At 61.8% G+C, this 26231-nt stretch carries 31 protein-coding genes, 3 pseudogenes and 1 other annotated feature; of the genes and pseudogenes, 20 read left to right on the top strand and 14 right to left on the bottom strand.

What is annotated here, in order from left to right; genetic code table 11:
* Positions 1-57: 57 nt before the first annotated feature.
* From JOE65_RS14345 to JOE65_RS14335, 3 genes and pseudogenes are all read right to left on the bottom strand, one after another.
* A pseudogene (locus JOE65_RS14345) lies at positions 58-1410 on the bottom strand (MBL fold metallo-hydrolase).
* Between the two features lie 63 nt (positions 1411-1473).
* The gene (locus tag JOE65_RS14340; RefSeq protein WP_205163825.1) at positions 1474-1887 is read right to left on the bottom strand and encodes a DUF302 domain-containing protein; all 414 of its coding nucleotides are present in this window, start codon (positions 1885-1887) and stop codon (positions 1474-1476) included.
* Between the two features lie 70 nt (positions 1888-1957).
* Positions 1958-2215 (bottom strand): metal-sensitive transcriptional regulator, encoded by a 258-nt coding sequence (locus JOE65_RS14335; RefSeq protein WP_205163824.1) that lies wholly within the window; start codon positions 2213-2215, stop codon positions 1958-1960.
* A 75-nt stretch (positions 2216-2290) separates the two neighbouring features.
* Here JOE65_RS14335 and JOE65_RS14330 point away from each other — a divergent pair, with 75 nt between their 5' ends.
* The 4 genes from JOE65_RS14330 to JOE65_RS14315 are packed head-to-tail and all read left to right on the top strand — an operon-like array spanning position 2291 to position 5503.
* Positions 2291-3724: an MBL fold metallo-hydrolase gene (locus JOE65_RS14330; protein WP_239536739.1), complete on the top strand. Its 1434-nt coding sequence runs from the start codon at positions 2291-2293 to the stop codon at positions 3722-3724.
* A gap of 36 nt (positions 3725-3760) precedes the next feature.
* A complete protein-coding gene (locus tag JOE65_RS14325) occupies positions 3761-4063 on the top strand; it encodes a rhodanese-like domain-containing protein (protein WP_205163823.1) in 303 nt (100 codons plus the stop codon).
* Between the two features lie 43 nt (positions 4064-4106).
* The gene (locus JOE65_RS14320; RefSeq protein WP_205163822.1) at positions 4107-4733 is read left to right on the top strand and encodes a rhodanese-like domain-containing protein; all 627 of its coding nucleotides are present in this window, start codon (positions 4107-4109) and stop codon (positions 4731-4733) included.
* Positions 4730-5503, top strand: a complete 774-nt coding sequence (locus JOE65_RS14315; RefSeq protein WP_338021658.1) for a sulfite exporter TauE/SafE family protein — start codon at positions 4730-4732, stop codon at positions 5501-5503. The genes JOE65_RS14320 and JOE65_RS14315 overlap by 4 nt, the downstream gene beginning before the upstream one ends.
* 139 nt (positions 5504-5642) lie before the next feature.
* Here JOE65_RS14315 and JOE65_RS14310 read toward each other — a convergent pair.
* Positions 5643-5918 (bottom strand): annotated as a pseudogene (locus JOE65_RS14310) (recombinase family protein); the annotation flags it as partial.
* 338 nt (positions 5919-6256) lie between these two features.
* Between JOE65_RS14310 and JOE65_RS14305 the strand changes: the two are divergent.
* The 6 genes from JOE65_RS14305 to JOE65_RS14280 all read left to right on the top strand — a co-directional run bounded on the left by JOE65_RS14305 (position 6257) and on the right by JOE65_RS14280 (position 11297).
* A complete protein-coding gene (locus JOE65_RS14305; protein ID WP_205163821.1) occupies positions 6257-7558 on the top strand; it encodes a hemolysin family protein in 1302 nt (433 codons plus the stop codon).
* Positions 7559-7924: 366 nt separating this feature from the next.
* Entirely contained in the window at positions 7925-9028 is a 1104-nt protein-coding gene (locus JOE65_RS14300; protein WP_205163820.1) for a TerC family protein, read from the top strand.
* Positions 9025-9906 (top strand): helix-turn-helix transcriptional regulator, encoded by an 882-nt coding sequence (locus JOE65_RS15570; protein WP_338021657.1) that lies wholly within the window; start codon positions 9025-9027, stop codon positions 9904-9906. The genes JOE65_RS14300 and JOE65_RS15570 overlap by 4 nt, the downstream gene beginning before the upstream one ends.
* Positions 9903-10088 carry a hypothetical protein gene (locus JOE65_RS14290; RefSeq protein WP_205163819.1) on the top strand — a complete coding sequence of 62 codons (186 nt, stop codon included), beginning with the start codon at positions 9903-9905 and terminating at the stop codon, positions 10086-10088. The genes JOE65_RS15570 and JOE65_RS14290 overlap by 4 nt, the downstream gene beginning before the upstream one ends.
* Before the next feature lie 135 nt (positions 10089-10223).
* Positions 10224-10805: a dTMP kinase gene (locus JOE65_RS14285; RefSeq protein ID WP_205163818.1), complete on the top strand. Its 582-nt coding sequence runs from the start codon at positions 10224-10226 to the stop codon at positions 10803-10805.
* An 84-nt stretch (positions 10806-10889) separates the two neighbouring features.
* Positions 10890-11297, top strand: a complete 408-nt coding sequence (locus tag JOE65_RS14280; protein WP_205163817.1) for a succinate dehydrogenase hydrophobic membrane anchor subunit — start codon at positions 10890-10892, stop codon at positions 11295-11297.
* Between the two features lie 9 nt (positions 11298-11306).
* On the opposite strand, the pseudogene JOE65_RS14275 reads toward JOE65_RS14280, so the two are convergent.
* The 4 genes and pseudogenes from JOE65_RS14275 to JOE65_RS14260 form a co-directional block, all read right to left on the bottom strand.
* Positions 11307-11519: pseudogene (locus JOE65_RS14275) on the bottom strand (integrase core domain-containing protein); the annotation flags it as partial.
* A 53-nt stretch (positions 11520-11572) separates the two neighbouring features.
* On the bottom strand, positions 11573-11881 hold the full coding sequence (locus tag JOE65_RS14270; protein WP_205163816.1) for a hypothetical protein: 309 nt from the start codon (positions 11879-11881) through the stop codon (positions 11573-11575).
* On the bottom strand, positions 11878-12456 hold the full coding sequence (locus JOE65_RS14265) for a tyrosine-type recombinase/integrase (protein ID WP_239536738.1): 579 nt from the start codon (positions 12454-12456) through the stop codon (positions 11878-11880). Before JOE65_RS14265 ends, JOE65_RS14270 begins: the two co-directional genes overlap by 4 nt.
* Positions 12457-12480: 24 nt before the next feature.
* Positions 12481-13700 (bottom strand): IS3 family transposase gene (locus JOE65_RS14260; RefSeq protein ID WP_239536737.1). Its coding sequence is split into 2 segments (ribosomal slippage): positions 12481-13415 and positions 13415-13700, totalling 1221 coding nucleotides; the frame shifts between segments, so codons are not numbered across the junction.
* Positions 13309-13422 (bottom strand) — a sequence feature (AL1L pseudoknot). It overlaps the preceding gene by 114 nt.
* A 185-nt stretch (positions 13701-13885) precedes the next feature.
* Here JOE65_RS14260 and JOE65_RS14255 point away from each other — a divergent pair.
* A complete protein-coding gene (locus JOE65_RS14255) occupies positions 13886-14128 on the top strand; it encodes an alpha/beta fold hydrolase (protein WP_205163815.1) in 243 nt (80 codons plus the stop codon).
* Between the two features lie 357 nt (positions 14129-14485).
* On the opposite strand, the gene JOE65_RS14250 is transcribed toward JOE65_RS14255, so the two are convergent.
* Both JOE65_RS14250 and JOE65_RS14245 read right to left on the bottom strand, forming a co-directional pair.
* Positions 14486-15661: an NADH:flavin oxidoreductase gene (locus tag JOE65_RS14250; RefSeq protein WP_239536736.1), complete on the bottom strand. Its 1176-nt coding sequence runs from the start codon at positions 15659-15661 to the stop codon at positions 14486-14488.
* 224 nt (positions 15662-15885) lie between these two features.
* Positions 15886-16911 (bottom strand): isopenicillin N synthase family dioxygenase, encoded by a 1026-nt coding sequence (locus JOE65_RS14245; protein WP_205163814.1) that lies wholly within the window; start codon positions 16909-16911, stop codon positions 15886-15888.
* A gap of 1081 nt (positions 16912-17992) precedes the next feature.
* Between JOE65_RS14245 and JOE65_RS15565 the strand changes: the two genes are divergently transcribed.
* The 4 genes from JOE65_RS15565 to JOE65_RS14225 all read left to right on the top strand — a co-directional run bounded on the left by JOE65_RS15565 (position 17993) and on the right by JOE65_RS14225 (position 21305).
* Positions 17993-18781, top strand: coding sequence for a cupredoxin domain-containing protein (locus JOE65_RS15565; protein WP_205163813.1), 789 nt, complete (start codon positions 17993-17995; stop codon positions 18779-18781).
* A 58-nt stretch (positions 18782-18839) separates the two neighbouring features.
* Positions 18840-19664, top strand: a complete 825-nt coding sequence (locus JOE65_RS14235; protein ID WP_205163812.1) for a CDP-alcohol phosphatidyltransferase family protein — start codon at positions 18840-18842, stop codon at positions 19662-19664.
* Between the two features lie 170 nt (positions 19665-19834).
* A complete protein-coding gene (locus JOE65_RS14230) occupies positions 19835-20626 on the top strand; it encodes an alpha/beta fold hydrolase (RefSeq protein WP_205163811.1) in 792 nt (263 codons plus the stop codon).
* A gap of 4 nt (positions 20627-20630) precedes the next feature.
* A complete protein-coding gene (locus JOE65_RS14225; protein ID WP_205163810.1) occupies positions 20631-21305 on the top strand; it encodes a haloacid dehalogenase type II in 675 nt (224 codons plus the stop codon).
* A 171-nt stretch (positions 21306-21476) separates the two neighbouring features.
* Here the strand turns inward: JOE65_RS14225 and JOE65_RS14220 are convergent, their stop codons facing one another.
* On the bottom strand, positions 21477-21779 hold the full coding sequence (locus JOE65_RS14220; protein WP_205163809.1) for a DUF427 domain-containing protein: 303 nt from the start codon (positions 21777-21779) through the stop codon (positions 21477-21479).
* 223 nt (positions 21780-22002) lie between these two features.
* Here JOE65_RS14220 and JOE65_RS14215 point away from each other — a divergent pair, with 223 nt between their 5' ends.
* The 3 genes from JOE65_RS14215 to JOE65_RS14205 all read left to right on the top strand — a co-directional run bounded on the left by JOE65_RS14215 (position 22003) and on the right by JOE65_RS14205 (position 23447).
* Complete coding sequence (locus JOE65_RS14215) at positions 22003-22647, top strand: isochorismatase family protein (protein ID WP_205163808.1); 645 nt, start codon at positions 22003-22005, stop codon at positions 22645-22647.
* 76 nt (positions 22648-22723) lie between these two features.
* Positions 22724-23098, top strand: coding sequence for a thioredoxin family protein (locus tag JOE65_RS14210; RefSeq protein WP_205163807.1), 375 nt, complete (start codon positions 22724-22726; stop codon positions 23096-23098).
* Between the two features lie 46 nt (positions 23099-23144).
* Positions 23145-23447, top strand: coding sequence for an antibiotic biosynthesis monooxygenase family protein (locus JOE65_RS14205; RefSeq protein ID WP_205163806.1), 303 nt, complete (start codon positions 23145-23147; stop codon positions 23445-23447).
* Between the two features lie 200 nt (positions 23448-23647).
* Here the strand turns inward: JOE65_RS14205 and JOE65_RS14200 are convergent, their stop codons facing one another.
* Positions 23648-23863 carry a hypothetical protein gene (locus JOE65_RS14200; protein ID WP_205163805.1) on the bottom strand — a complete coding sequence of 72 codons (216 nt, stop codon included), beginning with the start codon at positions 23861-23863 and terminating at the stop codon, positions 23648-23650.
* Between the two features lie 164 nt (positions 23864-24027).
* Positions 24028-24258, bottom strand: a complete 231-nt coding sequence (locus tag JOE65_RS14195) for a class I SAM-dependent methyltransferase (protein ID WP_205163804.1) — start codon at positions 24256-24258, stop codon at positions 24028-24030.
* 97 nt (positions 24259-24355) lie between these two features.
* Between JOE65_RS14195 and JOE65_RS15360 the strand changes: the two genes are divergently transcribed.
* Positions 24356-24751 carry an FAD-dependent oxidoreductase gene (locus JOE65_RS15360; RefSeq protein ID WP_205163803.1) on the top strand — a complete coding sequence of 132 codons (396 nt, stop codon included), beginning with the start codon at positions 24356-24358 and terminating at the stop codon, positions 24749-24751.
* A 20-nt stretch (positions 24752-24771) separates the two neighbouring features.
* Positions 24772-25791: a dihydrolipoyl dehydrogenase family protein gene (locus JOE65_RS15355; RefSeq protein ID WP_275587565.1), complete on the top strand. Its 1020-nt coding sequence runs from the start codon at positions 24772-24774 to the stop codon at positions 25789-25791.
* A 67-nt stretch (positions 25792-25858) separates the two neighbouring features.
* Here the strand turns inward: JOE65_RS15355 and JOE65_RS14180 are convergent, their stop codons facing one another.
* Complete coding sequence (locus JOE65_RS14180; protein ID WP_205163801.1) at positions 25859-26134, bottom strand: hypothetical protein; 276 nt, start codon at positions 26132-26134, stop codon at positions 25859-25861.
* Positions 26135-26231: the final 97 nt, after the last annotated feature.

Here is a 26231-nt window from a genome sequence, read left to right as displayed (position 1 = left end):
AGTGCGGGATGCGGAGGTGCGGGCGACCGGTGGTGCCAGTGGATCCTGGTGCGCTGGTCAGCCGGTCATGGGCAGGCCGGCGTTTTCGGCGTCGTTGAACATGGCGTCGATGTGGACCACGTCTTTGCCGGCGCGCTGCAGCAGGCTCGCGGCGATCCCGGAGCGGTATCCTGAGGCGCAGTGGACCCAGAGCAGCCCTGGCGGAACGTCGCTCATCCGGGACAGCAGGTCATGGACGGGAATGTTCACCGCTCCCTTAATGTGGGATTTGTCGAACTCGTCGGTGCGCCTCACGTCAAAAATGATGTCCTCGCCGGTGCTGCCAGGGGGAACCTCGTCCCAACCGACGCGCGGGTAATTGGCGGTGGGGGCCTTCTGCGCCCATTGCTCCGGTCCGTCGCCGGTAGAGGCGTCGGGGCCGTCAATGCCGATGCGCGACAGGTCCCGGATCGCATTCTCGACGTCCTCGTGGGAGCCAACTAGCGTCAGCTTGTCGTTCCAGGGCAGCACCCAGCCCAGATAGCCGGTGAAACTAGACCCGTCGCCGTATTCGAAACTGACCGACCCGTCCAGGTGGTTACTGGAGAAGGCCACCCGGTTACGCAGGTCGATGACCCATTCACCATCGGTCAGACGCCTTCTGAGTTCGCCCGCTTCTACTGATTCGGCCACCGTCAGATCCGCCGGGCCTGGGCCTTCGAGGTTCAACGGACTCATGTGTGCGTAGTACGCCGGGTAGGCGGTGAGGTTGGCGATCAGCTCGGATACGAAGTGGTCCTCATCCGGGTCTGTCAGCGCGTGGTTGTTCCGGGCCTGCTCAGCGATTGTTGACGAGTCCACCCCCGAGGCCGGTCCGCTGGAGCAGAAAGAGCCGAAGCCGTGAGTCGGATACAGCGGTGCCTGCTGTGCGGCTTCTTCCACAAGCCGCCGGGCCGAGGCATACTGGTCGCGGGTCAACGTCTCGGTGTCCTCCGGGCGGACCAGGTCTGTGCGGCCAACCGAACCATAAAGCAGGCTTCCGCCGGAGAACACCGCCTGCTCGCCGCCGTCGCTGACGATGTAGGACAAGTGCGTGTGGGTATGCCCGGGGGTGGCCAGCGCCTTCACCGTCAAATTCCCCACGTAAACGACCTCACCATCTTCGATGGGCGTTCATTCGTAGTCAACCGGGTCGGCGGCGTTGACCAGATACTGCGCCCCGTGTGTCTGGGCCAGTATTAGACCGCCGGTGAGGTAGTCGTTGTGGATGTGGGTTTCGGCGACGTGGGTGATGCCTACTCCGGCATCGCGCACGGCGGCTTCGAGCCGGTCCGTATCGCGCTGCGGGTCGATCACCAGTGCACTGGTTCCGTCGTGCACCAGGTAACTGCGGTCTCCCAGCTGCGGGGTCTCGATCGTGATGACGTCCATGGGATTACTCCTTCAGTACGTGCGTACCTGTTCAGCCGTGGTGGGTCGCGCGGATTTCGAAGCTCAGTTTGCGGCCGGCAGTTGAGCCAGTGCGGCGCGCAGCCGGGTGTCGGCGTCGTTGGCTACGTCCCGGACGGCGTCGCTTCCGCTGAGCTCGACCATGGTTTGTGGGTCGATGGCCTGGACCACCGTGGTGCTAGATGTTGCGCCGCGGCGTACGACGACATTGCACGGTAGCAGCGCCCCGAGATCCGGTTCGGCGGCGAGACCGCGCTGCGCCAGGGCGGGGTTGCAGGCGCCGAGGATGACATAGTCACCGAGCTCCTCGCCGGCGTCGGCGCCGAGCTTGTTCTCAAACGTGGCGCGGACATCTATTTCCGAGAGGATGCCAAAGCCCTGCTCGGACAAGGCCGCTTTGGTCCGCTCCACTGCGGCGGTGTAGGGCAGGTCGACGGTAACGGTGTGGGTGTAGCTCATGTGCTGCTCCTTGATCATTGGTTCTGCAGTGCCGGTTGGCGATGACTGACCGGCGCGACCGGACTTGAGCTCAGGCGAGTGAGAGGAAGAGTTTCTCCAGGTCCTTCTTGTCGATACTGGGGTCCTCCTGATCCATGCATTGCTGAAGCCCGCTGGCGATGATGGCGAATCCGGCCTTGTCCAGCGCCCGGGAGACCGCTGCAAGTTGGGTCACCACGTCCTTGCAGTCACTGCCGTTTTCCAGCATCCGTGTCACGGCGCCGAGTTGGCCCTGCGCCCGCTTGAGCCGGTTCACGACCGGGCCAAGCTCCGTGGTGTCGAGTTGCATTATTTCCTCCATTAGTCTTTCGCACTTACCCACTAATTGTATACCCCTAGGGGCTTATTGCATACCCTAGGGGGTATGTGGGAGACTTGGTTTCATCCCCGCCACGACAATCCTTTGGAGGATGAAATGTTCTTGAAGCAGTACTACCTCGGTTGCCTGTCCCATGGCTCCTACTTGATCGGTGATGAAACGACCGGCCAGGCGGTTGTCGTTGACCCGCGCCGCGACATCGCCGAATACCTCGCCGACGCGGCGGCGAATAACCTGAGCGTTACCGGGGTGATCAATACCCACTTCCACGCCGATTTCGTCGCCGGTCACCTCGAGCTCGCCGCCGCCACCGGAGCGTGGATCGGATACGGCCGCCGGGCCGAAACCGAATACCAGATCCGCACCTTCAGCGACGGCGAAAAACTCTCGCTTGGGGAGGTAGAGCTGGAAATCCTGGAGACTCCCGGACACACCTGGGAGTCCATTAGCATCCTCGTACGCGAACACGCCGGCGACGCCACACCTGAGGCTGTGTTGACCGGAGATGCGCTGTTCATTGGCGACGTCGGGCGGCCCGACCTGGCTGCCGCCGTCGGTGCCGATCCGGATGAGCTGGCGCGTGCTCTCTATGCTTCTATCCACGACGTGCTGATGAACCTGCCCGACGACGTCCGCGTCCTGCCGGCCCACGGCTCCGGATCAGCCTGTGGCAAGAACCTCTCGGATGAACTCGAATCCACGATCGGCGTGCAGCGGATGATGAATCTCTCCGTCCAGCCGATGAGCGAAGACGAATTCGTGACCATGGTCCGCACCGGGCAGCCGGCCATCCCTGAGTACTTCGCGGTCGATGCGGTGTTGAATCGCAAGGATCGCGCCTTGGCCGGCACGTCCGGGGACCTTCATGCCCTGCCAGTGCGGGAACTGCAGGATGCCGCTGCCCGCGGCGCCCGTATCCTCGATACCCGCTCACCGGAGGACTTCGCCGAAGGCCACCTCGCCGGGTCCCTGAACGTCGGTCTTGACGGCCGTTTCGCCGAAACCGCCGGGATGGTCATCGGCGCCGAGGATGAGATCGTGATCATCGCGGACTCGGGACGCGAGGAAGAGGCTGCCATGCGCCTGGGCCGGATCGGGTTCGACCGGGTCACCGGCTACCTGCAGACTCCTGCCCGCGCTTTCGCCGAACTCGGGGGTATCGTCCAGCAGGGCTCGCGTGTCGACGTCGGAACTTTCGATCAGGCACGCACCGACAACAGCACTACTGTTCTCGATGTGCGCAATCCCGGTGAAGTTGAAGACGGGGCCGTGCCCGGGTCGCTGCGCATCCCGCTGGCCGAACTCGCCCGCCGCCATGAAGAAGTACCCGCGGATCGGCCGGTTCTCGTCCACTGCGCTGGCGGCTGGCGCTCCAGCGTCGGCGCCAGCACTCTGCGCGCCCTCGGCCACACCAACGTCAGTGACCTGTCCGGCGGCTACAGCGCCTGGGCTGAAGTAAACGTTCCGGCCAACGCGTAAGGACTCAAACAAACCATCGGGGAAAGGAAATCCGCCATGTCTGAAATCACCACCAAAGAGACCGACGAACGCCGCAACTCTGCGATCATCGTGGACGTGCGTGAAGACGTCGAAACCGCCGCAGGAATGATCCCCGGCGCCGTGCACATTCCGCTGGGACAGCTCGGGGACCGCACCGGCGAGCTCGACGCCGGCCGGCCGGTCATCACCGTCTGTGCCAGCGGCGGCAGAAGTGCCCGCGCGGCAGCAGACCTGCTGGTCGCCGGTTTCCGGGCGGACACGATGGCCGGAGGCATGACCGCCTGGACGGCCGAAGGCCGGCCCGTACACAAGCCCTGACATCCCCGCAACACCGATTACGTGTCAACACGAAAGCGAACACATGAACCCTTCAACCACCACCGGGCCGGACGTCACCGCCGTTGACCCCGAAACACTGACCTCGTGGATCGACGCGCACAATGACCTGATCATCCTGGACGTGCGCAGCGGAGCCGAATTCGAATCCATGCATATCCGCAGCGCCTACAACGTGCCGCTGCCACTGCTGTCCGAGCACGCCGATGAACTCACCGAACGGCTCGGCCAACGCGTCGTGTTGGTCTGTCAGTCCGGCGTCCGCGCCGAACAGGCGCGGACGCTACTTCGCAGGGCGGGCATCGAAACAGCGCACGTACTGACCGGTGGCGTACCGGCATTCGCCGCTGCCGGAGGCGACGTCGTCCGCGGCGCCCAGCGCTGGGACCTGGAACGTCAGGTCCGTCTGGTGGCAGGAACACTGGTCGTGACCGGCCTGACCGGAGGGAAATTCCTCTCACCGAAGTTCCGCCTGCTGGCCGGAGCCATCGGCACCGGACTGACCTTCTCCGCCGCGACCAACACCTGCGCCATGGGTAAAGCACTCGCTGCCATGCCCTGGAACCGGACCGCCGCAGAACCGACCCGCGAAGCGGCCATCCTGCAGCTGCCGGTTCCCGGCGCCGGCAGCGGGAAGTCCCTGGTATCGTGATCGCCGCCGCCCTGGCCCTGGGACTGCTCGTCGGAGCGGTCCTGGGCTTGGTCGGTGCCGGCGGTTCCATCATCGCCGTCCCCGCCCTTGTCTACGGGATGGGAATGAGCACCCACGAAGCTATCCCCACCTCCCTCCTCGTCGTCGGGCTCTCATCCATCGCGGCCCTCATCCCCCGCATCCGCACTGGAATAAACTGGCGCATTGCACTGCTGGTCGGAGCGGCCGGAATCCCCGCCGCCTGGGCAGGCACCGCCACCGGCCGGCTCCTGAACGACGACATGCTGCTGCTGGCCTTCGCCGTCATCATGATCGCGGCCGGCATCCGCATGCTCTCCCGCACCAAAGAAACAGCCGGCGGCTGCGGCATTGGCGGGGACTCTTTCATGCGCAGCTGCCTGCCTAAATCCTTGGCAGTGGGCTTGGGGATCGGGTTCCTGACAGGACTGCTCGGCGTCGGCGGAGGCTTTCTCATCGTCCCCGCGCTGACGATCATTCTAGGTTTATCCATGGCCCAGGCAGTCGGAACCTCGCTGGTCATCATAGCTATCAACTCCGCAGCCGGCTTCAGCGCCCACGCCACAGGATTCACCATCGACTGGAGCACCACCTTGGCCTTCGCCATACCCGCGATCGCCGGCTCACTCACCGCCGCACGCGTGGCGCACAAACTCAACAACAAACACGTCCGCATCGCCTTCGCAAGTCTCGTCTTCGCCGTCGCAGCTGGCGTCGCGATCAGCACCCTCACCGGCATCGTCAATTCATAGGCCACCTCAACGCCGCAGGGGGACTGTTCCCCATGTGCCTCAACGAGCAAGCCCTTCATCGACACCGGAAAACTGGAGCGATTGCTTCATGACGTGCAAATAATGCGGGCATTGCAGTCTTTTGTTTTGCGCTGGAAAATCAGGTTCTCGCCAGCAGCTTGATGCCGTCGGAACGGAGTTCTCCGGTGGGTGATACATGCCGATACAGAGTCTGGCGGGTGATGCCAAGCTCTTTGCAGAGGTCACCGACCTTGGTGTCGGGCTGGCCCATGGAGGCTTTCGCGAGACGGACCTTGGCGGGGGTCATCTTGTAGGGCCGCCCGCCTTTTCTACCACGGGCGCGTGCGGAAGCTAGGCCGGCGATGGTGCGTTCGGAGATCAGTTCGCGTTCGAATTCGGCCAGGGCGGCAAAGATCCGGCCACCCTCCCGGTCCAGAGCCGTTGCGTGATGAGCGCTCTTGCCGACGTCGAGTCCGCAGAAGACAGCGATTTCGTTGTTCATGGTGGCGCTCCTTTTGCACCGTGCGGTTGGCCGCCAGTCACGACACTCGATGCCACACCCACGTTACGAAGAGACCACAGTGTCTAACTCACCGGGCCATGTCCCTATCAGCGGTCAACGCGTGTCTCCAGGTTCGGCGACAACACCCCCGGATCATGAGTGACAGGGCAGGACAGTCATACCGAACCTGGCGACCAAACCCCGTTTATCGGGGTCCTACAAATGTAACGCGGTTCTTCTAGACTCGGGGTATGGACGGCGATACTGTACTCAATGCTTTGCTGGTTCTGTTGTTCGTCCTGATCGGTGGTGTATTCGCAGGCACTGAGATGGCTATCGTGACACTGCGGGAAAGCCAGGTCCGCAGGATCGAGACCGGCGGTAAGCACGGATCGAAGACTGCGGCGTTAGTCCGTAACCCAAACCTGTTCCTGTCCGCGGTGCAGATCGGGGTGACCCTGGCTGGGTTCTTCTCCTCCGCATACGGTGCCTCTACACTCGCTCCCGATGTCGCACCGATCCTGGAAGGTCGCGGCCTGTCGCCTCAGGCAGCAGACACCGTCGCTCTGATCGGGATGACCCTGATCATCGCGTATCTGTCCCTTGTCTTGGGTGAGCTGGTGCCGAAACGACTCGCTATGCAACGTGCCGTGGGGTTCACCCGTGCTCTGGCGCCACCGCTGAACATATTCGCGCGACTCATGCGGCCAGTCATCTGGTTGCTGTCCGTTTCTACCAACGCGGTGGTAAGGATCCTCGGTGGTGACCCTCACGCCCGCACGGAGGAAGTGAGCGCTGAAGAATTGCAGCAGATGCTCACGGAAACCCCAAACCTTAATCGGGAGCATCGAAGGATCCTTTCGGATGTTTTCAGCGCCGGCGATCGGTTGATCCGTGAGGTTATGCGGCCGAGGCTAGATGTCGTTTTTCTCCGCGCTGACCTGTCTGTCGAGGACGCCAAAGCCGTCATCGCAAATCACCCCTACACCCGATACCCCGTATATAGGGCAACGCAGGACGACGTTATCGGATTCATTCACCTCCGGGACTTCTTCGAGGCCAACGAGGGCCAAGAGAGAACCGTCGCAGACCTGACCCGCCCAATCTTCCCTCTACCGGGAACGAATAAGCTCCTCCCATCGCTGAGCCTGATGCGTCAGCAGGGACAGCACATGGCGTTGGTCGTGGACGAGTACGGGGGCACTGATGGGATCGTTACCCTTGAGGACCTCGTGGAAGAACTCGTTGGCGAAATCTATGACGAATACGATACGGACCAACAGTTGGACGAAGTAAAAGCCGCGGCCCTGGTTGAAGGGGAGTCACGGGAGATTGACGCCCGACTGATCATCGAGGACGTCCCGAAACTCATCGGGATTGAACTCCCCGATGACGGCCCCTACGAGACAGTCGCAGGTTTCATCATCGACCGGCTGGGGCGGATCCCCGACTATGGAGACAGCGTTGAGACACAGGGCCACCTCTTCGAGGTGACCCGGGTATCGGACCACCGCGTGGAGAGCATTACCGTTACACGCCTGCGCCTTCCATAGGGGGCAGTCGGCGAGGTGGAGGAACCGCCCGAACGCGATCAGCTCTGACACCAGAAGAGAACACAGCCCATTAGGGGCTGGCACGGAAATTCCGTCCAATTATTGCGCCTAGATTGATCGTTGTGCAGGTGACCTGACTTCTGCGCCGGAGACGGCGCTAATCCTGTTTTATTGGTGGCGCAGCTCCCCTCGACGCTGGTATGGCGTGCCGCTCTTCCCTTGGTAGGTGAAGTGTGCTTCACTAATCTTATATGGAGGGGAGTATCCCCTAATTGTCCCGTCGTCACTACGGCTCATCAGCAGCCCGGCGGACAGGCCCTTTCGGGGCGGGAAAGACCTCCGATCGATTCGATCGGACGGTTTTTCATGGATGTCCCATTCTGGATTTGGGCTGTGGTACTGGGCTTCATAGTTGTGATGTTGGCTGTCGACCTTTTTGCTCACCGTCGCGCCCACGTTATCGGCGTGCGCGAAGCCGCCATCTGGTCCGGTGTGTGGGTGGCCTTCGGTGTCGCTTTTGGCGTGCTGGTCTGGATGAACTGGGGGGCCGAGTTCGGGCAGCAGTACTTCGCCGGTTACCTCATTGAGAAGTCCCTCTCGGTGGATAACGTCTTTGTTTGGGCAATCATCTTCAGCTACTTCGCGGTCCCGCGCGAGTTCCAGCACCGGGTCTTGTTCCTGGGCGTGTTGGGCGCACTGGTCTTCCGCGCAATTTTCATCGCCGCGGGCGCCGTACTGATTCAGAACTTCTCCTGGATTCTCTATGTTTTCGCTGCCTTCCTGCTCTACACCGGGTACCGGATGATTCGGCAGCGCAACGAGCACCTTGACCCGGAGAAATCCGCTGTGCTGCGCTTATTTCGCCGATGGATTCCCATGACCGAGGCGTACCACGGACAAAAACTGCTGGTCCGCCGCAAGGGCGTCCTGTTAGCTACCCCGCTGTTAGCGGTGCTGGTGCTGGTCGAGGTCACCGACGTGGTGTTCGCTGTCGACTCCATCCCCGCAATTTTCGCGGTCACCGACGAAGTTTTCCTCGTCTTCACCGCCAACGCCTTCGCGATCCTGGGCCTGCGTGCCATGTACTTCCTACTGGCAGATTTGATCCACCGCTTCATCTACTTGAAGATCGGGTTGGCCCTGGTACTGATCTGGGTCGGCATCAAGATGCTCCTCAAAATTGATCTGTTCTACATCCCCACAACCATCTCCCTCGCTGTGGTCGCCACTATCATCACGGTCTCCATCGTTGCCAGTCTGCGCGCCACCCGCGGCCAGGGCCGCAAAGCCCTCCCTCAGCCGACCGACCCTCCTTTCCTGGTCGCCACTGACGAAGAGAACGCCGAGCTGGAGCCGGTGTGGCGGCGTCACCGTGGCCAAGTCCGCACCAGCCAGCGGACCGAGACCGTAAACGCTGACGGGGACGAGGACGATCGAGAGTCCGCAGGTAGGGACGGTGGTGCACGATGAGCGCAGCTTATGCCTTCCCGCGGCGCCCCGTCGTCGTCATTATCACCGACGAATCCGTTGCCACAACTGTGGCGCACAGCGCGGTTTGGGCCGCTTCAGAACAGGAAAGGCCCATACTACTTCTGGTGCCAATACAACGGCCGGCGTTCACCACCGATCCGGCGATAGTGGCGAGGATGTATGGACGAGCGCTGCGCGAAGCCGAAGCCCTCGCTGGCAAGGTTCGGCCTGTACTGGAAGCGGCGGGATTCTCCGTTCCCGCGCGCGTCGTATGGCACGGCACGTTCTCATTCAGGCGTTCCCGTCCGGCCCGAGCCACAGCCCTGGCCCGTGCGGTGCGCAAGGCAGGCGCGGCCGCCGTCGTCACTCCCATTGAGCTGCCTGGGCCGTTAGTACGGGGTGTGGAAATCCTGCGTATAACGGATGACCAAGCGCGACGCACAGCACACTGGTCGGAAGAAAATCTAGCTACATCCAAGGAAAGGACCGCTCCAATGTCGCGCACGAATTCAACGAATCCGGCCCCAGAAATACCGGCCAACGAAAAAGCGACCCCGGACACCGCCCCAACCCAACGTCCACCCTGGACGTTCCTGACCAATCACAGCCACGTCCTCCTGACTGTAAACGAGAACCCCCGCGCCCGCGTGGAGGACATAGCAGCGACTGTTGGCATCACACCCAGAGCAACCCTGCACATTCTTGCGGACCTAGAGGAGGCAGGGTGCCTGGAACGTCTCCGTGAAGGACGCCGCACCCGGTATGTGATCCAACCCCGCCAGCACTTCCGCCACCCCGCTACAGCGCATCAAGAGATAGGTTCGCTCCTGGCGATTTTCGCACCCGCCAACGGACATTTACATAAGGAAGCACCATGAAAACCCGAACCAAAGCCATCCTGGGCTCCGTCCTTCTCCTGACCGGGGCCCTGTTCCTGACCAGTTGCGACGACACACAACTCCCGCAAACACCAGGAGTGGAAGAAGAGGATGGTGCCGAAGACCAAGACGAAGGCAATGACCAGGAGAACGGCCAAAACGAAGAGCAGAACGAGGACTAGAGGCAATCACGCAGGCCTGAAGAGTGAGAGGCCGACGAGGGTTAGGAGGAGACCATGACAAAGGAACATTGGGCATTCGGGCACGGCCAGCGCTGGTTTTCGCAGGCGTTTCGCCCGACAGGACGGCGATGAGTCATGATCATTGTTCTCGCCGGTATCGATGGGGCGGGTAAAACCACGGCAGGTCGGCTGCTCGCGCAGCGACTCGCCGCGGCAGAGTATCCTGCGACCTTCACCATGAACCGTTCCGGCCGGCGCAGTATCACTGCGTGGTGTAAGCGACGCAACATCCACCCTCCGGCGGTTCTACTCGATGCGATAGAGACCAGCATTCGCTGCATCAACGTGCTGGTGTCTCACCTGCGCGCCAGTGCCGATTCTGGCGTGGTAATCATGGACAGGTACCTCAACTGTCAGCTAGCACTAAGGCGCGTGCAGGGCCTGAGTTCCGGCTGGCTTCTACCTTTACTGCTCAAAGTCCTACCTGCCCCGGATATCGTTTTCTACTTCGACGTCCCGGCTGACATCGCGTACGCAAGAATTACGAGTCGAGCCGCGGACACCGAGACTCTCGAGCACTTGCAGGCGTTCGATGCGGCATACCGGGAACTGAAGAACTTTCCGTCCTTCGTCGTTATCGACGCGAGCCTCACCTCCGAGCAGCTCGTCGAGGACATGCTGCAAAACCTCGGGGTGTGCGGATTGGGACCCCAATGAAGACTGGACGCCGAGACACCTATGCTGGCCCGCAGATCAGTCCTCCGCGCAGCCGATCGATGACGGGCAGCAACGTTTGAACTCATGGCGTGGCTGTTCATGCGCTGGTCCGGCGCGCTCCTGGTAGTCCTGATCTTCGTGCACCTCTTTACCAACCTCATGCTCGACGACGGCATCCAGGAAATTGATTTCGCCTTCGGCGCGGGAAAATGGAGGCACCCCTTCTGGCAATGGTTTGACCTGATCATGCTCTGGCTCGCCATGCTCCACGGCATCAACGGACTCCGCGTCATCATCAACGACTACGCCGACACCGCCCGGGCGCGCCTGATGCTCAAAGCCGTGCTGCTCACCTGCTCAGCAGCCATCATCGCGCTCGGATCACTCGTCATCTTCACCTTCGACCCCTGCCCCACCCAAGCCGCCACAGAATCGCTGCCCGCATTCTGCACATCACTGAGCTGCTGCGGGGATTTCGGACAGCGGATTTGATGGTTTTCTCTACGCTGCCATGGCTGGCTGTTGGTAACTGTAGTGGACTTCGTTGGGTCGGCGGTAACCGAGGGCTGAGTGTCGGCGGCGGCTGTTGTAGAACCCTTCTATGTAGCGGATGACATCCCTTCTGGCTTGGGCTTTGGTGGCATAAACGGTCCGGTAGACCCGCTCGTTCTTCAGTGCTGCGAAGAACGATTCGGCCATGCTGTTGTCCCAGCATTAACCGGCTAATCGAAGATGAGACTGTGCCATAACCGGCTAATATTCATGGGTCAACGTGGCGTGGTGTTGGGCCTGCCTTCGAGTTGCCGCAGGCGTTCTTCCTGATTGCGAACCCGGCCGGCAAGTGCATCGATGAGCACGCCGAGCCGGTGGACCTCTTCGGCTTGGTTGCTGCCGGCATTCACGCGTTCTTCGGTGATTCGTTGAGCGATCAGCTCACGTGCTTCGGCATTTCGGTAAAGGCTCGAGCGCGGGATGCCTAGCTCGGCGGCAACCGCCGTGATGCTGATCCGGGCGCCTCGACCGGTGAGCTGGCGCAGTGCGGCATCGATTCTCCCGTTGAGCGGTTCCGGGTTCATGCCGTATCCGTTTCCCGGATGAGCAGATCCAGCTGGGCCACCAGGGCATCATGGCGACGCGCTTCGCTGTCCCAGCCACGTCCGCGGGCATCTTGGGCCAGCAGGGCGGCGTCCTTGCGTTGGGCCTGAAGCGCCGGCAGGTTGCTGTTCTCGGTACGAAAGCTGGGGCAATGCTCGCAGATGTTCGCATACGGGCAGGCCTGTTGGGCCGGTGCACGCAAGCAGTAGCCGCCGGCCAACCGGGACTTGATGGTCAGGCTCTCACGCCAGTTGCCGTCGGTGATGTTCCTCAGTGGCAGCAGTACCTGGCCTGATCCGGTTGTGGTGCCGATGCGGGTCTTGGCCAGGTCAAGGGCACGTTCGTATTCCGTGCGCACGGTGGAATCGAAAAGGGATGCGTAGCGCAGGCTCATCTCCGCCGAGACGTGCCCCAGCAGGCTCATCAATGCTTGGAGGGTGACTCCGGCATTGATGAGGGCCGTGGCGTAGGTATGGTGGAGCTGGTGTGTGGTCACGTGTCCCAGCCCGGCCGTGGCTGCGGCGCCGTCGGCCTTCCCGTTCCAGGATTCCGTCAAGCCCCGGGTTTGGTGGAGGGTTTGTTAGACCCGTTCCATCGTTTTGATGGCGGGCAGATTTGAGTAGAAATTGGTTTCTGCTTCCACGGGCGGAACATATCCGATCTCCCCGTGCAGGCGTCGATGGTTGTACCAATCGATGTATTCAGCGACGGCGATTTCAAGATCATTGATGCCGGTCCACGGCCCCTTGTTGCGGATCAGCTCGGCCTTGAAAAGTGAATTTAGCGCCTCCGCCATGGCATTGTCGTAGCTATCACCCTTGACTCCTACGGAGGCAACGGCTTCGGCCTCAGCGAGCCGTTCGGTATAGCGGATGGCACGATACTGCACTCCTCCGTCGCTGTGATGTACGAGCTGGGAAACGTCCCTCCCATCGCGCTGGCGGGTCCAGAGTCCCATCTCCAAGGCGTCCAGTGCCAAGGCTGTGTGCATGGTCGTGGAGAGCTGCCAGCCGACGACGCGGCGGGAGAAAACATCCAGAACGAAAGCGGCATAAACCCAGCCGGAGAGCGTTCGAATGTACGTTATATCTGCGACCCAGAGACAGTTCGGAGCCGGTGCGCTGAATCGCCGCCGGACCAGATCCGCTGGCCGCTCGGACAAGGGCCCCGGCACGGTGGTGCGGGGATTCTTGGCCCTGCGCACGCCATGGAGCCCGGCCCGGCGCATCAGCCGCTCCACGGTGCAGCGAGCCACCTGGTATCCGGCACGGTTCAGGGCAGCATAGACCTTCCTGGCCCCATAAACGCTGTAGTTCCCCCGGTGCACCCGGGTGATTTTCTCCGTCGTCACGGCATCGGCTATTGACCGTTTGGATTCAGTGCGTGCCTTGGCAGCGTAGTAGGTCGATGGGGCAATCGGCAGCTGTTTGCAGATCGGCTCGACCCCGTATTCGTCCTTGTTGTTGTCGATGTAGGCGATCATCGTCGTGAGGGGCGGTCGAGCTCCGCCGCGAAAAAAGCTGATGCTGATTTCAAGATCGCATTGGCCCGGCGCAACTCAACCACTTCACGCTCCAGCTCGGTCAGGCGGGTTGCGTCATCGGTGGTGGTGCCAGGACGCACGCCCTGGTCAATTTCGACGGTACGGACCCAGCCACGGATCGTGTCGGCAGGGATGCCCAACTGCGCACCGATCCTGGTGCACGCACCCCGACGGCCACTGGGATTCTTCTGGGCGTCCATCACAAGACGGACCGCCCTCTGACGAAGCTCATCCGGATACTTCTTCGGTGCTGCCATGGTGCTCATCCTTTCAAGGATTCAACACCCTCCATTAAACCCGGGGCGGTTCAACCACAACTGCCCCGGACCTGCTGGCTGCCCGTGCGGTATCCACGCAGCGGGCCGTCAAACGCACGCTCAACGACGAGGAACTGGCCAGCTACTTGTCGCCCTGGACCGAACCGGCACGGCACAGGTCGTGGATGGCCATGGCCGCGGCCGCCGCCCGGTACACCGTGGAATTCGTCCCCCTGCTCCAGGAGGCTCAGATACCGACCCGTCTGGTCTGGGGCCGGGAGGACGACTTCCAAAAAATCAGCTTCGCCCGCCGCTACGTCAGGGAAATCCCGGGATCGGATCTCGTTGAAGTTAACGGCAAACACATCCCCACCGAAGATTCACCGGCGGCCGTCGCCGAGGCCGTCCTGAACCACCTCGACACCTGACCCCAAGCGGCTGCGCCGGCAGAACCTGCCGCGAACCGGGACTTCCCAGGACCGGCACCGCACAGCGGCGGCCCGGGCGTCGTCCTCCGCCGGACTGGTCCACAGATATCCGCCGCCGCGTGAAACCACCGGCGGGGTGGAGCACCTTTCTGGCGCGGAGTCACCATCGTCGAGTAAGCACCAAAGACACGCCGTACGGCCCTGCGGGCACCATGGTCTGGCGTTCCTTCTGGATATGGCCCACCCGCCACAGTGGCGCCTCAGCCTGCCGGCTTGGATGAACCACTAGGTCTTCCGCCCAAAGCCGTGGGGGTCAGGCGACGTCCGTCTTGCCCCCACGTGTGGGGTGCGCTTTCCTTAGGCGGGAAGTTCCAGTTCCCAGTCCTTGATGTCCGCTACCGGGGCGAAGAGGTTGGTGTTGAGCTCGTCGAGGGCCAGGTTGTTCCGTACGCGGTGCGGCCAGTTCCGGTTCGCGAGGGCCGCCTTTCCCAGGGCGATAATGTCGGCGTCGCCGTCGCGGAGCAGGGACGCGGCCGTTTCGGGGTCATCCAGGTTGCCGTTGGCGATAACGGTTAGTCCCGAGTGCTGTTTGGCTAGGGCAGCTAGGGACTCCGGGCCGGTTTCGAATGCCGGTGCCACGGCCCGGTATTCGGTGGTGTGGATGAAGTTGATCCCCGTAGCCCCGAGGGTTTCAAAGATGACCTGTGCTTCTTCGGCGCCACCGCTCCAACGGTGGTCATTGTCACTGACCTTGGCCTGGGAAATGCGGATTCCAACTGTCATGTCTGGGCCCACGGCCTCGCGTACGGCGACGCAGATCTCGGCGGCGAACCGCACTCTGTTCTCAGGTGAGCCGCCATAATTATCGGTCCTGTGGTTCAGGTAGTCGGTGAGGAACTGATCAAGAAGATACCCATTGGCGCCGTGGATTTCGACGCCGTCAAATCCGGCTTGTTTTGCGTGCAGCGCGGCACTGACGAAGCCATCCCGTACCTCGTCCATTTGGGCCGCTGTGATCTCCCCAGGAACGGGGTAGGGGCCTTCTCCGCGGTAGAACGCCAGCTGTTCGCCCTTGGGGGCTATGGCGGACGGACTAATGGCGGAGCCCACAAACCGGTTCCCCTGTGTCTGGGAACCTGCATGCATGAGCTGGGCGAATATACGGGCGCCAGCTAAGTGGACAGCCTCCACGACTATGGCCCAGGACTGTGCTTGCCCCTCGGTGGCGAGACCAGGCTGGAATAGGTAGCCCTGGCTGTACGCGGTGTCGGGGTAGATGCCTTCGGTGATCAGCAGCCCGAAGCCACCGCGAGCATAAGACTCGTAGTAGGATGCCATTCTGTCGGTGGCATGTCCATCTGCGGTGGCACTGATGCGTGTCATCGGAGCTAGGGCAACGCGGTTGGACAGCGCGGTGGAGCCGATCTGAACAGGGGACCAGAGGGGTTCGAAATCCGGCACGAGAATCTCCTTGAGGTACTTTGGGGACGAAGGAGGAAGCGTTGCAACGCCTCCCTGCTGTGCAAACGACATGCGACAGCCCTATATTTCTTTCACCGTCATTTCTTTCACCGCCGAAGGTGCCCCGGGCAACGTGAGAACAACGCCCTACAGGAATAGGCCCGAGTGCGACGAGTCAAACCTGTCCTCAGTCAAGCGTGCCACCCGGGAAGCAAGTGCCGCCTGTTACCGCTTCCCGGGCGCCAGCGTACCGCTGACATGGTCTGCGGGCGGAGCCCAAAAGTAAGTAGAGGCCCTTACCTCTGCTCTGGGTGCGTTATGAGGTCGGTGTGGTGGAGTGCGGCAACGTTGGGGTGGGCGCGCAGCCGATACCGGAGGGCGTTGTTCCCGTAGGTCTCAAGGATCGGGCTGTTGGTCGGGTCGGCTGATAGGCCGCGGGCCTTGGCATGAAACTCCGGGCTCATGGCGAGCTGGGGTATGGTCGCGTCCAGCGCCGGGTTGTAGAAGAACGGCAGAGAGATCCTGTCGGTGCCGCAGGCCGGTGAGATGACGCGGTGCAGGGTTGCCTTGAGGTAGCCGTTCGTGGCAAGTTCGAGCATCTCGCCTATGTTGACGACGAATGTTCCGGGAACTTGGGGTGCATTGATCCATTTCCCTTGGTATTCGACCTCAAGGCCACCCTTTCCGGGTTCGACCAGAAGCAACGTCAGCACACCGCCGTCGCGGTGGGAACCGACACCCTGCTTGGGCTCCTCGCCGGATTCCCCAGGGTAGCGCACGATTTTGAGCATGGGGAAAGCGCGCGCGTTAAACGCGGCGTCGAAACTGTCCTCCGGTGCGCCGAGGGACAGGGCGAGTGCCCGCAACAGATCGAGAGAGATGGCACTCAGCCGCTCTGTCCACTCGGAGACGATCTCCCGCATCCCGGGCAGTCCGGCCGGCCAGAGGTTAGGCCCTTCCAGACGCCAGTAGTCGGCGACGCCAGTACCCGGCTCCACGGCTTCACGTTCGACGCCGATGTCGATCTGCTCACGCCAATCGACCGCCCGGTCTGTGAGCTCAGCGCCCATCCGGGTATACCCGCGGAACTGGGGGCTGTGGACGTTTTCCACCGCGAGCTTTTGTTGCTCCGGCAATTCGAAGAAGCGTCGGGAAGCATCCAGCATGGTGTCAGTAAGGCTCTGGGGAATGCCGTGCCCGGCCAAGTAAAGGAATCCGACGTCGTGCATCGCGTTGCGAAGATCATCCCGAAATTGGGAAGCCTCCTCCGGGCCCGCGCTCAGTAGGGAGTAGTCCAGGATGGGCAATGATTCGAGTGACAAGATCTTATAGTCCTTCGCTGCGAATTTTGGAAACCGAAGTCCATATCGCTTTCAACGTTACGACCTGGGCAGAGCCTACAATGTTTCACGTTGCGAAGTATGTCGTCGAGGGCCGAGGGCCGAGGGCCGAGGGGCGGCGTGGGCTTCAGACTCTGACGCCTCGGGGAACCTTCAGGTGCTCGAGCTGTAAGTAGTAGTCACGACCCGCGACCAAGAACCGGGCTCTTTCCTCGCGCCGCAGACCGGCAGGCGACAGACATACTGATCCGCTCTTGGGCCCGGTAGACCGGCAGCGCCTGGCGGCGAGATTCCACGGGAGACTAACGTTGCCTTAGGCAACCGTTTACCTTACATAATCACGGCTATCGGCAATGTGCCTTCTGTCTTGCAGAGGCTCCTAATCGGGTCCAGGTGAAGCGCAGTGCAGGGCCGATCAGCAGGCCGACCAACGATGGATTGGTGGTTACGTCCCCTGGGTTGGCGGCTTTTTTGACAGCTTCGATTGGCAGTTCTGACCACTCGGATCAGGTATAGATTCAGTCTCGCCACCCCCTCCCGTTTAGTACTCGTATCCTGCATCAGACGGCAATCAGCATGTAGCGGTTAAGCCAGGACAGGCGAAAAGGCGGCATTTTCCATACTCGACGCACAGGTTAGGGCAAAGGGCTAGCACCAGATGCAACTCCGTGGGGTTCCCCGCGTACCTCTTGTTCTGCTCATGCGAAGGGACTGTACCGGGTGGGCGCCGACAACCAGTGCCCCTACTTTTGCTGTCGTGTTTTACGGGTCATCCACCTGTGGGCGGGTGGAGCCCCGGGGACCAGCTCAGAGCCGTCCACCTGTGGGTGAGCCGCAATTCTCTCGTGGGGCAGCAATGGCGTCGTGTGTGGACAGGTTGTCATCAGTGGCACAAATTTTTTAGTAATCGAAGAAGTCGAGCTTGCCAGCGCCCAGGGCCGCGAACGCGCAGTGCGCCACGACGTTGGTTTCGCGTCCGGTATTTTGCTCGATGGGAAGCTGCTCAGTTTCGGTCGACTGTCCGAGAAAAGACTCCGGCGGCGGCTCGCGAAAAAGTAGGCCCGTGCGTAGGTCTACTATGCGCGATAGGGTTGGTGAAGAGGCAGCCCAACGCGCCGCAGGTCACCAGCGCCAAGACCGGCACAGCGTTTCCGAGACGATTCTGGGGCTTGAGGAAGATTTCGTCGAATGGATTGACGGCCAGGATATTGTCTGCCTAATTACCCCGCCGGAGGGACTCATCATGATCACCAGTAGAAAAGTTCTCAGCGTCGCTTTCACCGCAGCCTTGGTTGGAGGGGCAGGCCTCGGGTCTACAGGGGCTGCTCTGGCCTCTCCCGGCCCGGTGTCCCAGTCAGGACCGGCGATGCCCACCGAGCAGATGGCTATCACCATCGATAACTTCGTGTTTACGGGGCCAGGCACGGTCAACCCGGGCGGTGAGGTCACGGTGACCAACAATGACACCGAAGCCCATTCGGTGACCGCCGATGATGGTTCCTTCGATGTCACCATCCCGGGTGGGGGTAGCGCCACTTTCACGGCTCCCAGTGAAGCAGGCACCTATGGGTTCTTCTGCAAATTCCACGGCAACATGAAAAGCTCTCTCACTGTCGGAGTCGAAGGCATGGCGCAGATGCACGACCAGATGATGTTGGGCGCGGAGTCCGGTAGTGCGGAAGGCGATGGGATGGACCAGATGGGTGCGGTGCCCAAGGGCGGCGCCGACACCGGAGTATCGACCGAGAGTACGAGCGAGGAGTCAACCATTATCGCTTTCGGTGGAGGTTTGCTGCTCCTCGCTGCAGCCGGCGGAACCTACGTTGTCTGCCGGCGGAACAGCGGCAACTGATCTTTACCCACTTGGTTGGTTCAGGTTCCGGTTGACAAGGGACGACGGAGCGATCCTGGTGACGAGTGGAAAAGACAATGACGACTGGTCCTTCAAAGCGTTTGACCCTGCACCCGGTGACAGGAGCAGGTGCGAGGCTGTGCTGGGTAGTCGTGATGCCACCAATAGCCTTCTCGCCCAACTTCGTGCCGGCGGCTGGGGCGTTGAAGCGTGGGCGAAGCTGTTCATCGTGGCCTCCCAGCGGTCGGTTGATCAGGAGTGTGCCCGCCCGCGGGCTTTTCTGGAGGTAACAGCACTGCACCTCCTCTTGGTTGTTTGTGCGGGTACATCCGGTTGGAAGTGGGTCGTGCTTACCTGGTCTCTCGCGACGAGTCACCTGGGATTGCTTAAGGAGAGAACTTCGTTGGGGCCGGCCAACATCATTAACCTGTTGCGGGCCAATCTTCCGGCTCTCGAGAAGTCGCTGGGTCGCTGGGCGCCGGTTTTTGCCCTCATCAGCGACTTCGTCGACGGCAAACTCGCCCGGGCGACGGGCACCGAAACTTCCTTCGGTCAATATGCTGATTTCTTCGCGGACACCGCCCTCTGGATCTGGTTCAGCGTGCGTTACGAAACGAGCCGGACCGTGCGTACCGCGGCGTTCGCGGCCTGGGCCTTGCCCGTGGTCCTGGTTGCTTCTGTTAGTTTCGCACAGGGCCGGATGATCGATGTCCCGCGCTCCTGGTGGTTCAGACCCGCAGCGGTAGGCCAGGTGCTGCTCGGCGCCCGGATGGCAAGGCGCTGGTTCCGGCCCACCCACTACAAGAGGGGGCAGGAAACTGGTGACGGGTCACTCTTGATTCAAGGCCCTAGGTGTATTGATCTAGGGGGAACGTCCGGGTGAGACCGAGAAGGGCGTGAGGTGACGCGCACACGCTGGGGGTGCCCTTATCAGAGCCTGTTGTTCTGGGTAGGCTGGCAGTGTGGGCACGTCCCGCCGCCGTCGTTGAAAAGCGACGCCCTGCAAGGTGAATGGAGAAACCTGTGGAAACACGATCGACGACATTAAGCGGTATGAACGCGCGCTGGGTGGAGCACGGTACGGGCAGTCCCGTTGTTCTGGTGCATGGGATCCCGACTTCGCCGCGGCTTTGGCGCCACGTGATGCCACGGGTTCACGGCAGGACGCTGGCATGGGAAATGCCCGGCTATGGGTCGAGCATTCCCGACGGGAAAGACCGTGACCTCGGCCTCTCGGCCCAGGCTGGATACCTTCTGGAGTGGATCGAATCCCTTGACCTGAATGAATTGCCGGTCCTGGTTGGGCATGATCTTGGCGGGGGAGTCGCGCAGATCGCGGTGGTGCGGGCAGCTGAGCGTTTCTCGGGACTGGTCCTGACCAACTCGGTATGTTACGACTCGTGGCCTATCCCCAGTGTGAAGGCGATGCAGCGTGTGGCACCGGCGTTGGCATTTCTGCCTCAGGTGCTGATGTACCCGACTTTCGTCCAGCTGATACACCGCGGCCACGATGACCGGAAGATTGCTCTGGAATCCCTCGCGGAGCACTGGGGACCGTATGTGTCCCACGGTGCGGCGCGGAGCATGATGCGCCAGGCCGCCGCACTTGATATTCAGGACACCCTGGACATTTCGGACCGGTTGGCGGGCCTGAAGCTGCCTGTACGGGTGGTGTGGGGTGAAGCCGACGCGTTCCAGAAGATCAGGTATGGGGAGCGGCTCGCCGCCGATCTCGGAGCCGACCTGATCCGGATACCCGGGGGCAAGCACTTTACTCCCGAAGACCATCCACGGGACATCGCCGACGCCATCAACTCGCTCCTCGCCGGAGCCGGAAAGGACTAACCACATGACGACCAGACCGTCCGTCATCGTTTTCGACGTCAATGAAACCCTGTCCGACATGAGCCCCCTCGCAGACGCGTTCACCCGCGCCGGGGTGCCTGCTTCCCTTGCCCGGCTGTGGTTTACGGAAGTACTCCGCGACGGGTTCGCTCTTACCTCAGCGGGGGACAACCCTGCCTTTGCCGACCTTGCCACCGACAGTCTTCACCGCCTCCTGACACAGACCTCAGGACCGGGGGACTATCAGGAACAGGTCGATTCCATCATGGCCGTTTTCACGAACCTCTCACTGCACCCGGATGCCGCACCAGGAATCAGTGCGCTCAGTTGTATCACGGAACTGATCACCCTCAGCAACGGTGCCACCTCGGTGGCGGAATCCCTCCTGGGACGAGGCGGCGTCCGGGACGAATTTTCGCGGTTCCTCAGTGTTCAGGACGCTCCCCGCTGGAAACCCGCCCGCGAAGCCTATGATTACGCCGGCCGGGAAACCGGTCAAACTGTCGACCGGCTGCTGCTCGTCGCCGTGCACCCATGGGATATTCACGGTGCCAACGCGGCCGGCCTGAAAACAGCGTGGATCAACCGTACCGGGGCCTCCTACCCCTCCTATTTCAGCGGGCCCGATATTGAAGCCGAAGACCTGGTGGCTCTCGCAGGGCAGCTTGCCGGATCCTGAATCAGGCTGCAGACCCGGGCCGGATCATATGCCGTTCCGGGTCTGCAGGCCGCACTGGGGCAAAATGGGCGCGGGTCGATAGCTATGGCTTGGATGTCTGGCAGGAGCCCACTTCATGTCCTTGTGTCAGGCGGGGGACAGGATGGCTCGGTGGAGTAATCGCTGTCGGCGTCACTGAGGTGCAGCGCCGCTGGGTTCGATGGTGACGCCACGCCAGAAGGCGACATGATTCTTGATCGGCAGTGCCCGCTGTTTTGGTTCGGGGTAAAACCAGGCGGCGTCCGTATTCTGCTGTCCATTCACTTCAAGGGTGCGGTAACTGGCCTTGTCTTTCCACGGGCAGACTGAGTACATGTCGCTGTCCTTGAAATACCGTTGGTCCACCGCGTCCATGGGGAAGTAGCTGTTGCCCTCGACCACCACAACATCCTCAGACTCGGCGATGACCGCTCCGTTCCACATTGCTCTTGCCATGATGGGTTCCTTATTCCGCGTGGCCCGGCCAGCATGCCTGACCGGGCGTTGGTGTCCATCGGGCCGTGGAGTGTTTCGCGGTCCGGGGTGTTTCTCCGCAACTGTATGACGGTCGGGGTCTCCCACACGGTGTCCTGGGTTACAGAACTATCGTCCACTAATGCCTAGTGTACGAAGGTGCCCGAAGATCAGGGCCCGCCGTGATCACCATCCCAGGAGAGCCATGACTTTCGATAACTCAACAACAGCACTCGTACTGACCGACCCGCAGAATGATTTCCTCAGCCCCGACGGGGTGACATGGGAACTGGTCGGCAACAGTGTGCGGGAGAACAACACGGTTGAACACATCGACCAGTTACTGGCCGCCGCCAAAACCGCCGGTTACAAGGTTTTCATCTCCCCGCACTACTACTTCCCGCAAGATCATCAGTGGGAATTCGGCGGGACGCTGGAAAAGAAAATGCACGAAATCGGTATGTTCGACCGGCCTGGACCCCTGAGCTTAGAGGGATTTGAAGGCTCCGGTGCTGACTGGCTGGAGCAGTACAAACCCTACATCCAGGACGGGAAAACCATTATCTGCAGCCCTCACAAGGTGTACGGCCCGGAGCAGAACGACCTCGTCCTCCAACTTCGCAAACGTGGCATCAGCAAGGTCGTCCTGGCAGGAATGTCCGCCAATCTTTGCATCGAGAGCCACCTGCGGGAGCTTTTGGAGCAGGGCTTCGATGTGACGGTCGTCGCGGACGCTACGGCAGCAGCGCAACACCCTGAGCTGGGAGACGGCTACGCCGCTGCCCTGACGAACTTCAACTACATCGCAGGTGCCGTAATCACCACCGACGAGGCCGTTGCGTCTTTTTAGGTCCCGCCCAGATTCTGACCCCAACAAGGAGGTGCACCAGGCTGACACCTGGTGCACCTCATGACAAGGAGCCACGATGGCAACCGTTGACATCACCGAAATAACCTTCGAAACCGTACTCAATGACAATGATATTGTTCTGATTGATTTCTGGGCGGGCTGGTGCGCACCCTGCTGCAGGTTCGCCCCGACGTACAGCGCAGCTTCCGAAAAGCACTCTGACATTGCCTTCACGAAGGTCGACACGGAGGACGAACAGGCGTTCTCGGCGAAGGCGGGCATCAGTTCCATCCCGACACTGATGGCCTTCCGTGAGAAAGTCCTTGTGTTCTCGCAGCCCGGGGCCCTGGACGCCACGGCACTCGAACAGGTCATCATCGAAGTCAAAGCCCTCAATATGCAAGACATTCATGCTGGCCTTGCCGCGCAAAACACCGGCGTCAACAGCTGAAAGCTAGCCTCCCAGGCATCACGACATGAAAGGTCGACAGAATCACATGATTTTCGAACACGCGCAGCTCACCATCCGTCATGACGGGCATGAGGAATTCCACAAGACGTACCCCGCTATCCGCGAGAACCTCCTGGCAGCGACCGGATGCCGGTCAGTGGACCTGCATCGCAGCGTCGACCAACCACAGGTCTACCTGCTCCGTGTGGGATGGAACGCTCTGACCGACCACACGGAGGTCTTTCCCGAAACGGAGCAGGGTCGCAACGTTCTGGCCCTACTCGGACCGCATGTGGAGTCCCTGGACATGATCCACTTCGAGGGAAATCCCCTTCAGCCCGCCGAATGATTGGTTATTCACCTCCAACCGAATTTTCCTGCGGTCTCATGGCGTGCAGCCGCAATGAAACATGAGATGCCGGGCCATAGCGAGCACTGGAAATCTGCCGTTTCGTGGGCGTCCCTAGTTTTGGCCAAATATCAGCAATTGAACGCGGTGTGCTGGACGATCTTCTGCAGGGGATAGAGCGGAAACGGGGTCGGGGAGTGCTACCGGCGGCGGCCCGTGCGAATTTGGAGGTGCCCGCCGCGTGCGGAGGCGGCTTGTACGTCGGCGCAGTCGCGTTCGAGCCCGGTCCAGGGGTGTGCGGTGATATCGGCTCCGCCCAGGTGGCACGCGGCTCGGGCGAGTGGGGTTGTGAGGGCGAAGACGCCGGTGGGTTCCTGCATGTCCACCACGGTCATGGAAGCGCCTGGAGAGCTCATGAGGATCATGTTGGTCCAGGCGGTTTCCCAGTCCGCCATAAGAGACAGGGCGTAGGTCGCCAGCGCAGCCTCCGAATACTCACGCCCTCCCTGAATTGCGATGCTGGCGCAGATGGCGGCAGGCGTGAGCGTGGTGGCATCCGCCTCGATGAGGATGACGTTGGTCAGCCTTTGCGCGTGGCTTTCCGTCGGGCCTGGGCCAGCATGTTGGGGCTGCGGTCGATGCCCACGATAGTGCCCCCGGTGCCGCAGCCGATGTCCAGGACCTGGTCACCGGAATGAAGGTCCAGGGATTCGATGCCGATCTTCCTGCCGGCCCGATACACAGGCCATTCGGCTGAGAGCAGATCATACAGGGGTGCGAAGCTGCGGTATTTTCCGGCGATTAGGATCACTTCCGTATCGGGGGCGGGGCTCGGTTAGGCCGGCCGCGGTGCCTACAGCTTATGGTGAGGGAAAATCCGCATGAACCGACGACGAGATGGAGATTCAATGGAACGCAAAGATGGGATCATCGATTTGCTGGTGGTCGGCGGTGGTACGGCCGGAATCGTGGGAGCGAAGACCGCAGCCCGGCTCGGCGCCCGAACGGTCCTGGTCGAATCCGCCCGCACGGGCGGGGACTGCTTGTGGACCGGGTGTGTCCCGTCCAAGACTCTGCTCTCCGCGGCCAGGAGCTCGGCGGCCCGGCGCTCCCTCGGCGGCCGCGGAACGGCTTTTGCAGAGGTGAGGGCACGCATCTTGGAGGCCATCGCTGCCATCGAACCCGATGATTCTCCGGCGTCGCTGGAAGCCGTCGGTGCGTCAGTTGTGACCGGTACGGTCCGGTTCACGGCTCCCGGTGAAGCCGACGTCGACGGGAGACCATCCGGTTCCGCCAGGCGCTGATCGCGACCGGCAGCGCACCCATGGTGCCACCGATTCCGGGATTGGACGAGGCTCCGATGGTGACATCGGAAACCGTGTGGGACCTGGTGGAACTTCCGCAGCGCCTCGTGGTCATCGGGGGAGGCCCGATCGCATGTGAGCTGGGGCAGGCTTTCGCGCGGCTCGGCTCGGCCGTGGTGATGCTGGTGCGCTCGGAGATCCTGCCGAAAGAGGACCGCGATGCTGCGGCGATCGTGCGAGCCAGCCTGCAGGAAGACGGCGTGGAAATCGTTGAAGGAGTGGAGGCCGAAAGCGTCAGCACCTCCCATGACGACGGTGGCAGCAATGATGACGGCCATTCTCGAAGCACCATTCACACCGGTGATGGGCGCGCATTCGATGCCGACGTCATCCTGGTCGCTGTGGGCCGGAAGGCCCGCACCGAAGGTCTGGGGCTGGAGCACGTGCGTGTGGAGTACGACGACGCCGGCCACGTGCTGGTGGATGCGGGAATGCGCACGTCGAATCCGAGGATCTGGGCGGCGGGAGATGTGACACCGCACCCCGACTTCACCCACCTGGCAGGGGTTTATGCGAGCACCGCAGCCTCCAATGCCGTCCTGGGCGTACACCGGTCGGTCAGCACGATCGTTCCGCGGGTGACCTTCACCTCCCCCGAGGTTGCCGCCGTCGGACTTACCAAGGCTGACGGCAAGGATCAGACCACCTCGACCATCCAGCACGCGCATACGGATCGGGCTATCACCGAAGAGCAGACCTCGGGCTTCACCCGGCTGGTGATCGGCAAGGGCGGGCGGATTCTCGGAGGCACGATCGTGGGACCCCGGGCCGGGGAATCCCTGGCGGAACTGACACTTGCCGTACACCAAAAGCTCACCACACGGGACTTGGCCGGGGTCACCCATCCCTATCCCACGTATAACGACGCCCTGTGGAATGCGGCAATCGCCGATGCCCGTACGGCGCTCGACTCGCCTCTGGTCCGCACCGCGATGACCGGTCTGGTGAAATTCAACCGTTGGCGCAACCGGCGGTCCTGAACCCAACCGGCACTCGACGACCGGGGGGCGGTCAAGGGGCCGAGGGCAGGAGTGGCGGGGTAGGGGTTCAGCGCAGCAGCCGGTAACCGGCCACGATCCGCTGGGTGGCGCTGACCAGGACCAGGAACGCCGACACCGAGGCGATGTGCCAGGCCGCAGCCGGGAACAACAGCCAGAGACTGTGGACCAGGACCGTTTCTGCACCCTCCGCCAGGCCGCCGAGGAAGGACAGCGAGCGGCCGTCGTCGATCTGTCGGCTGCTTTTCCCGCGAGGGAGGAAAAGACCAGGAACACGCTGCCGTTGATGTAGTAGGCGAACAACACCAGCAGGAAGGGAAGCCACGGGGCGCCAAAACCTGAGGTGGCTCCGATGGCTACCCCGACCACGGTGGCACCGTAGACCATGAAGTCTGCGGAAATATCCCAGAACCCGCCCTGCC

Source organism: Arthrobacter roseus (assembly GCF_016907875.1).
Taxonomy (GTDB): Bacteria; Actinomycetota; Actinomycetes; order Actinomycetales; family Micrococcaceae; genus Arthrobacter_J; species Arthrobacter_J roseus.
This window is presented reverse-complemented; position numbering and strand designations above follow the sequence as displayed.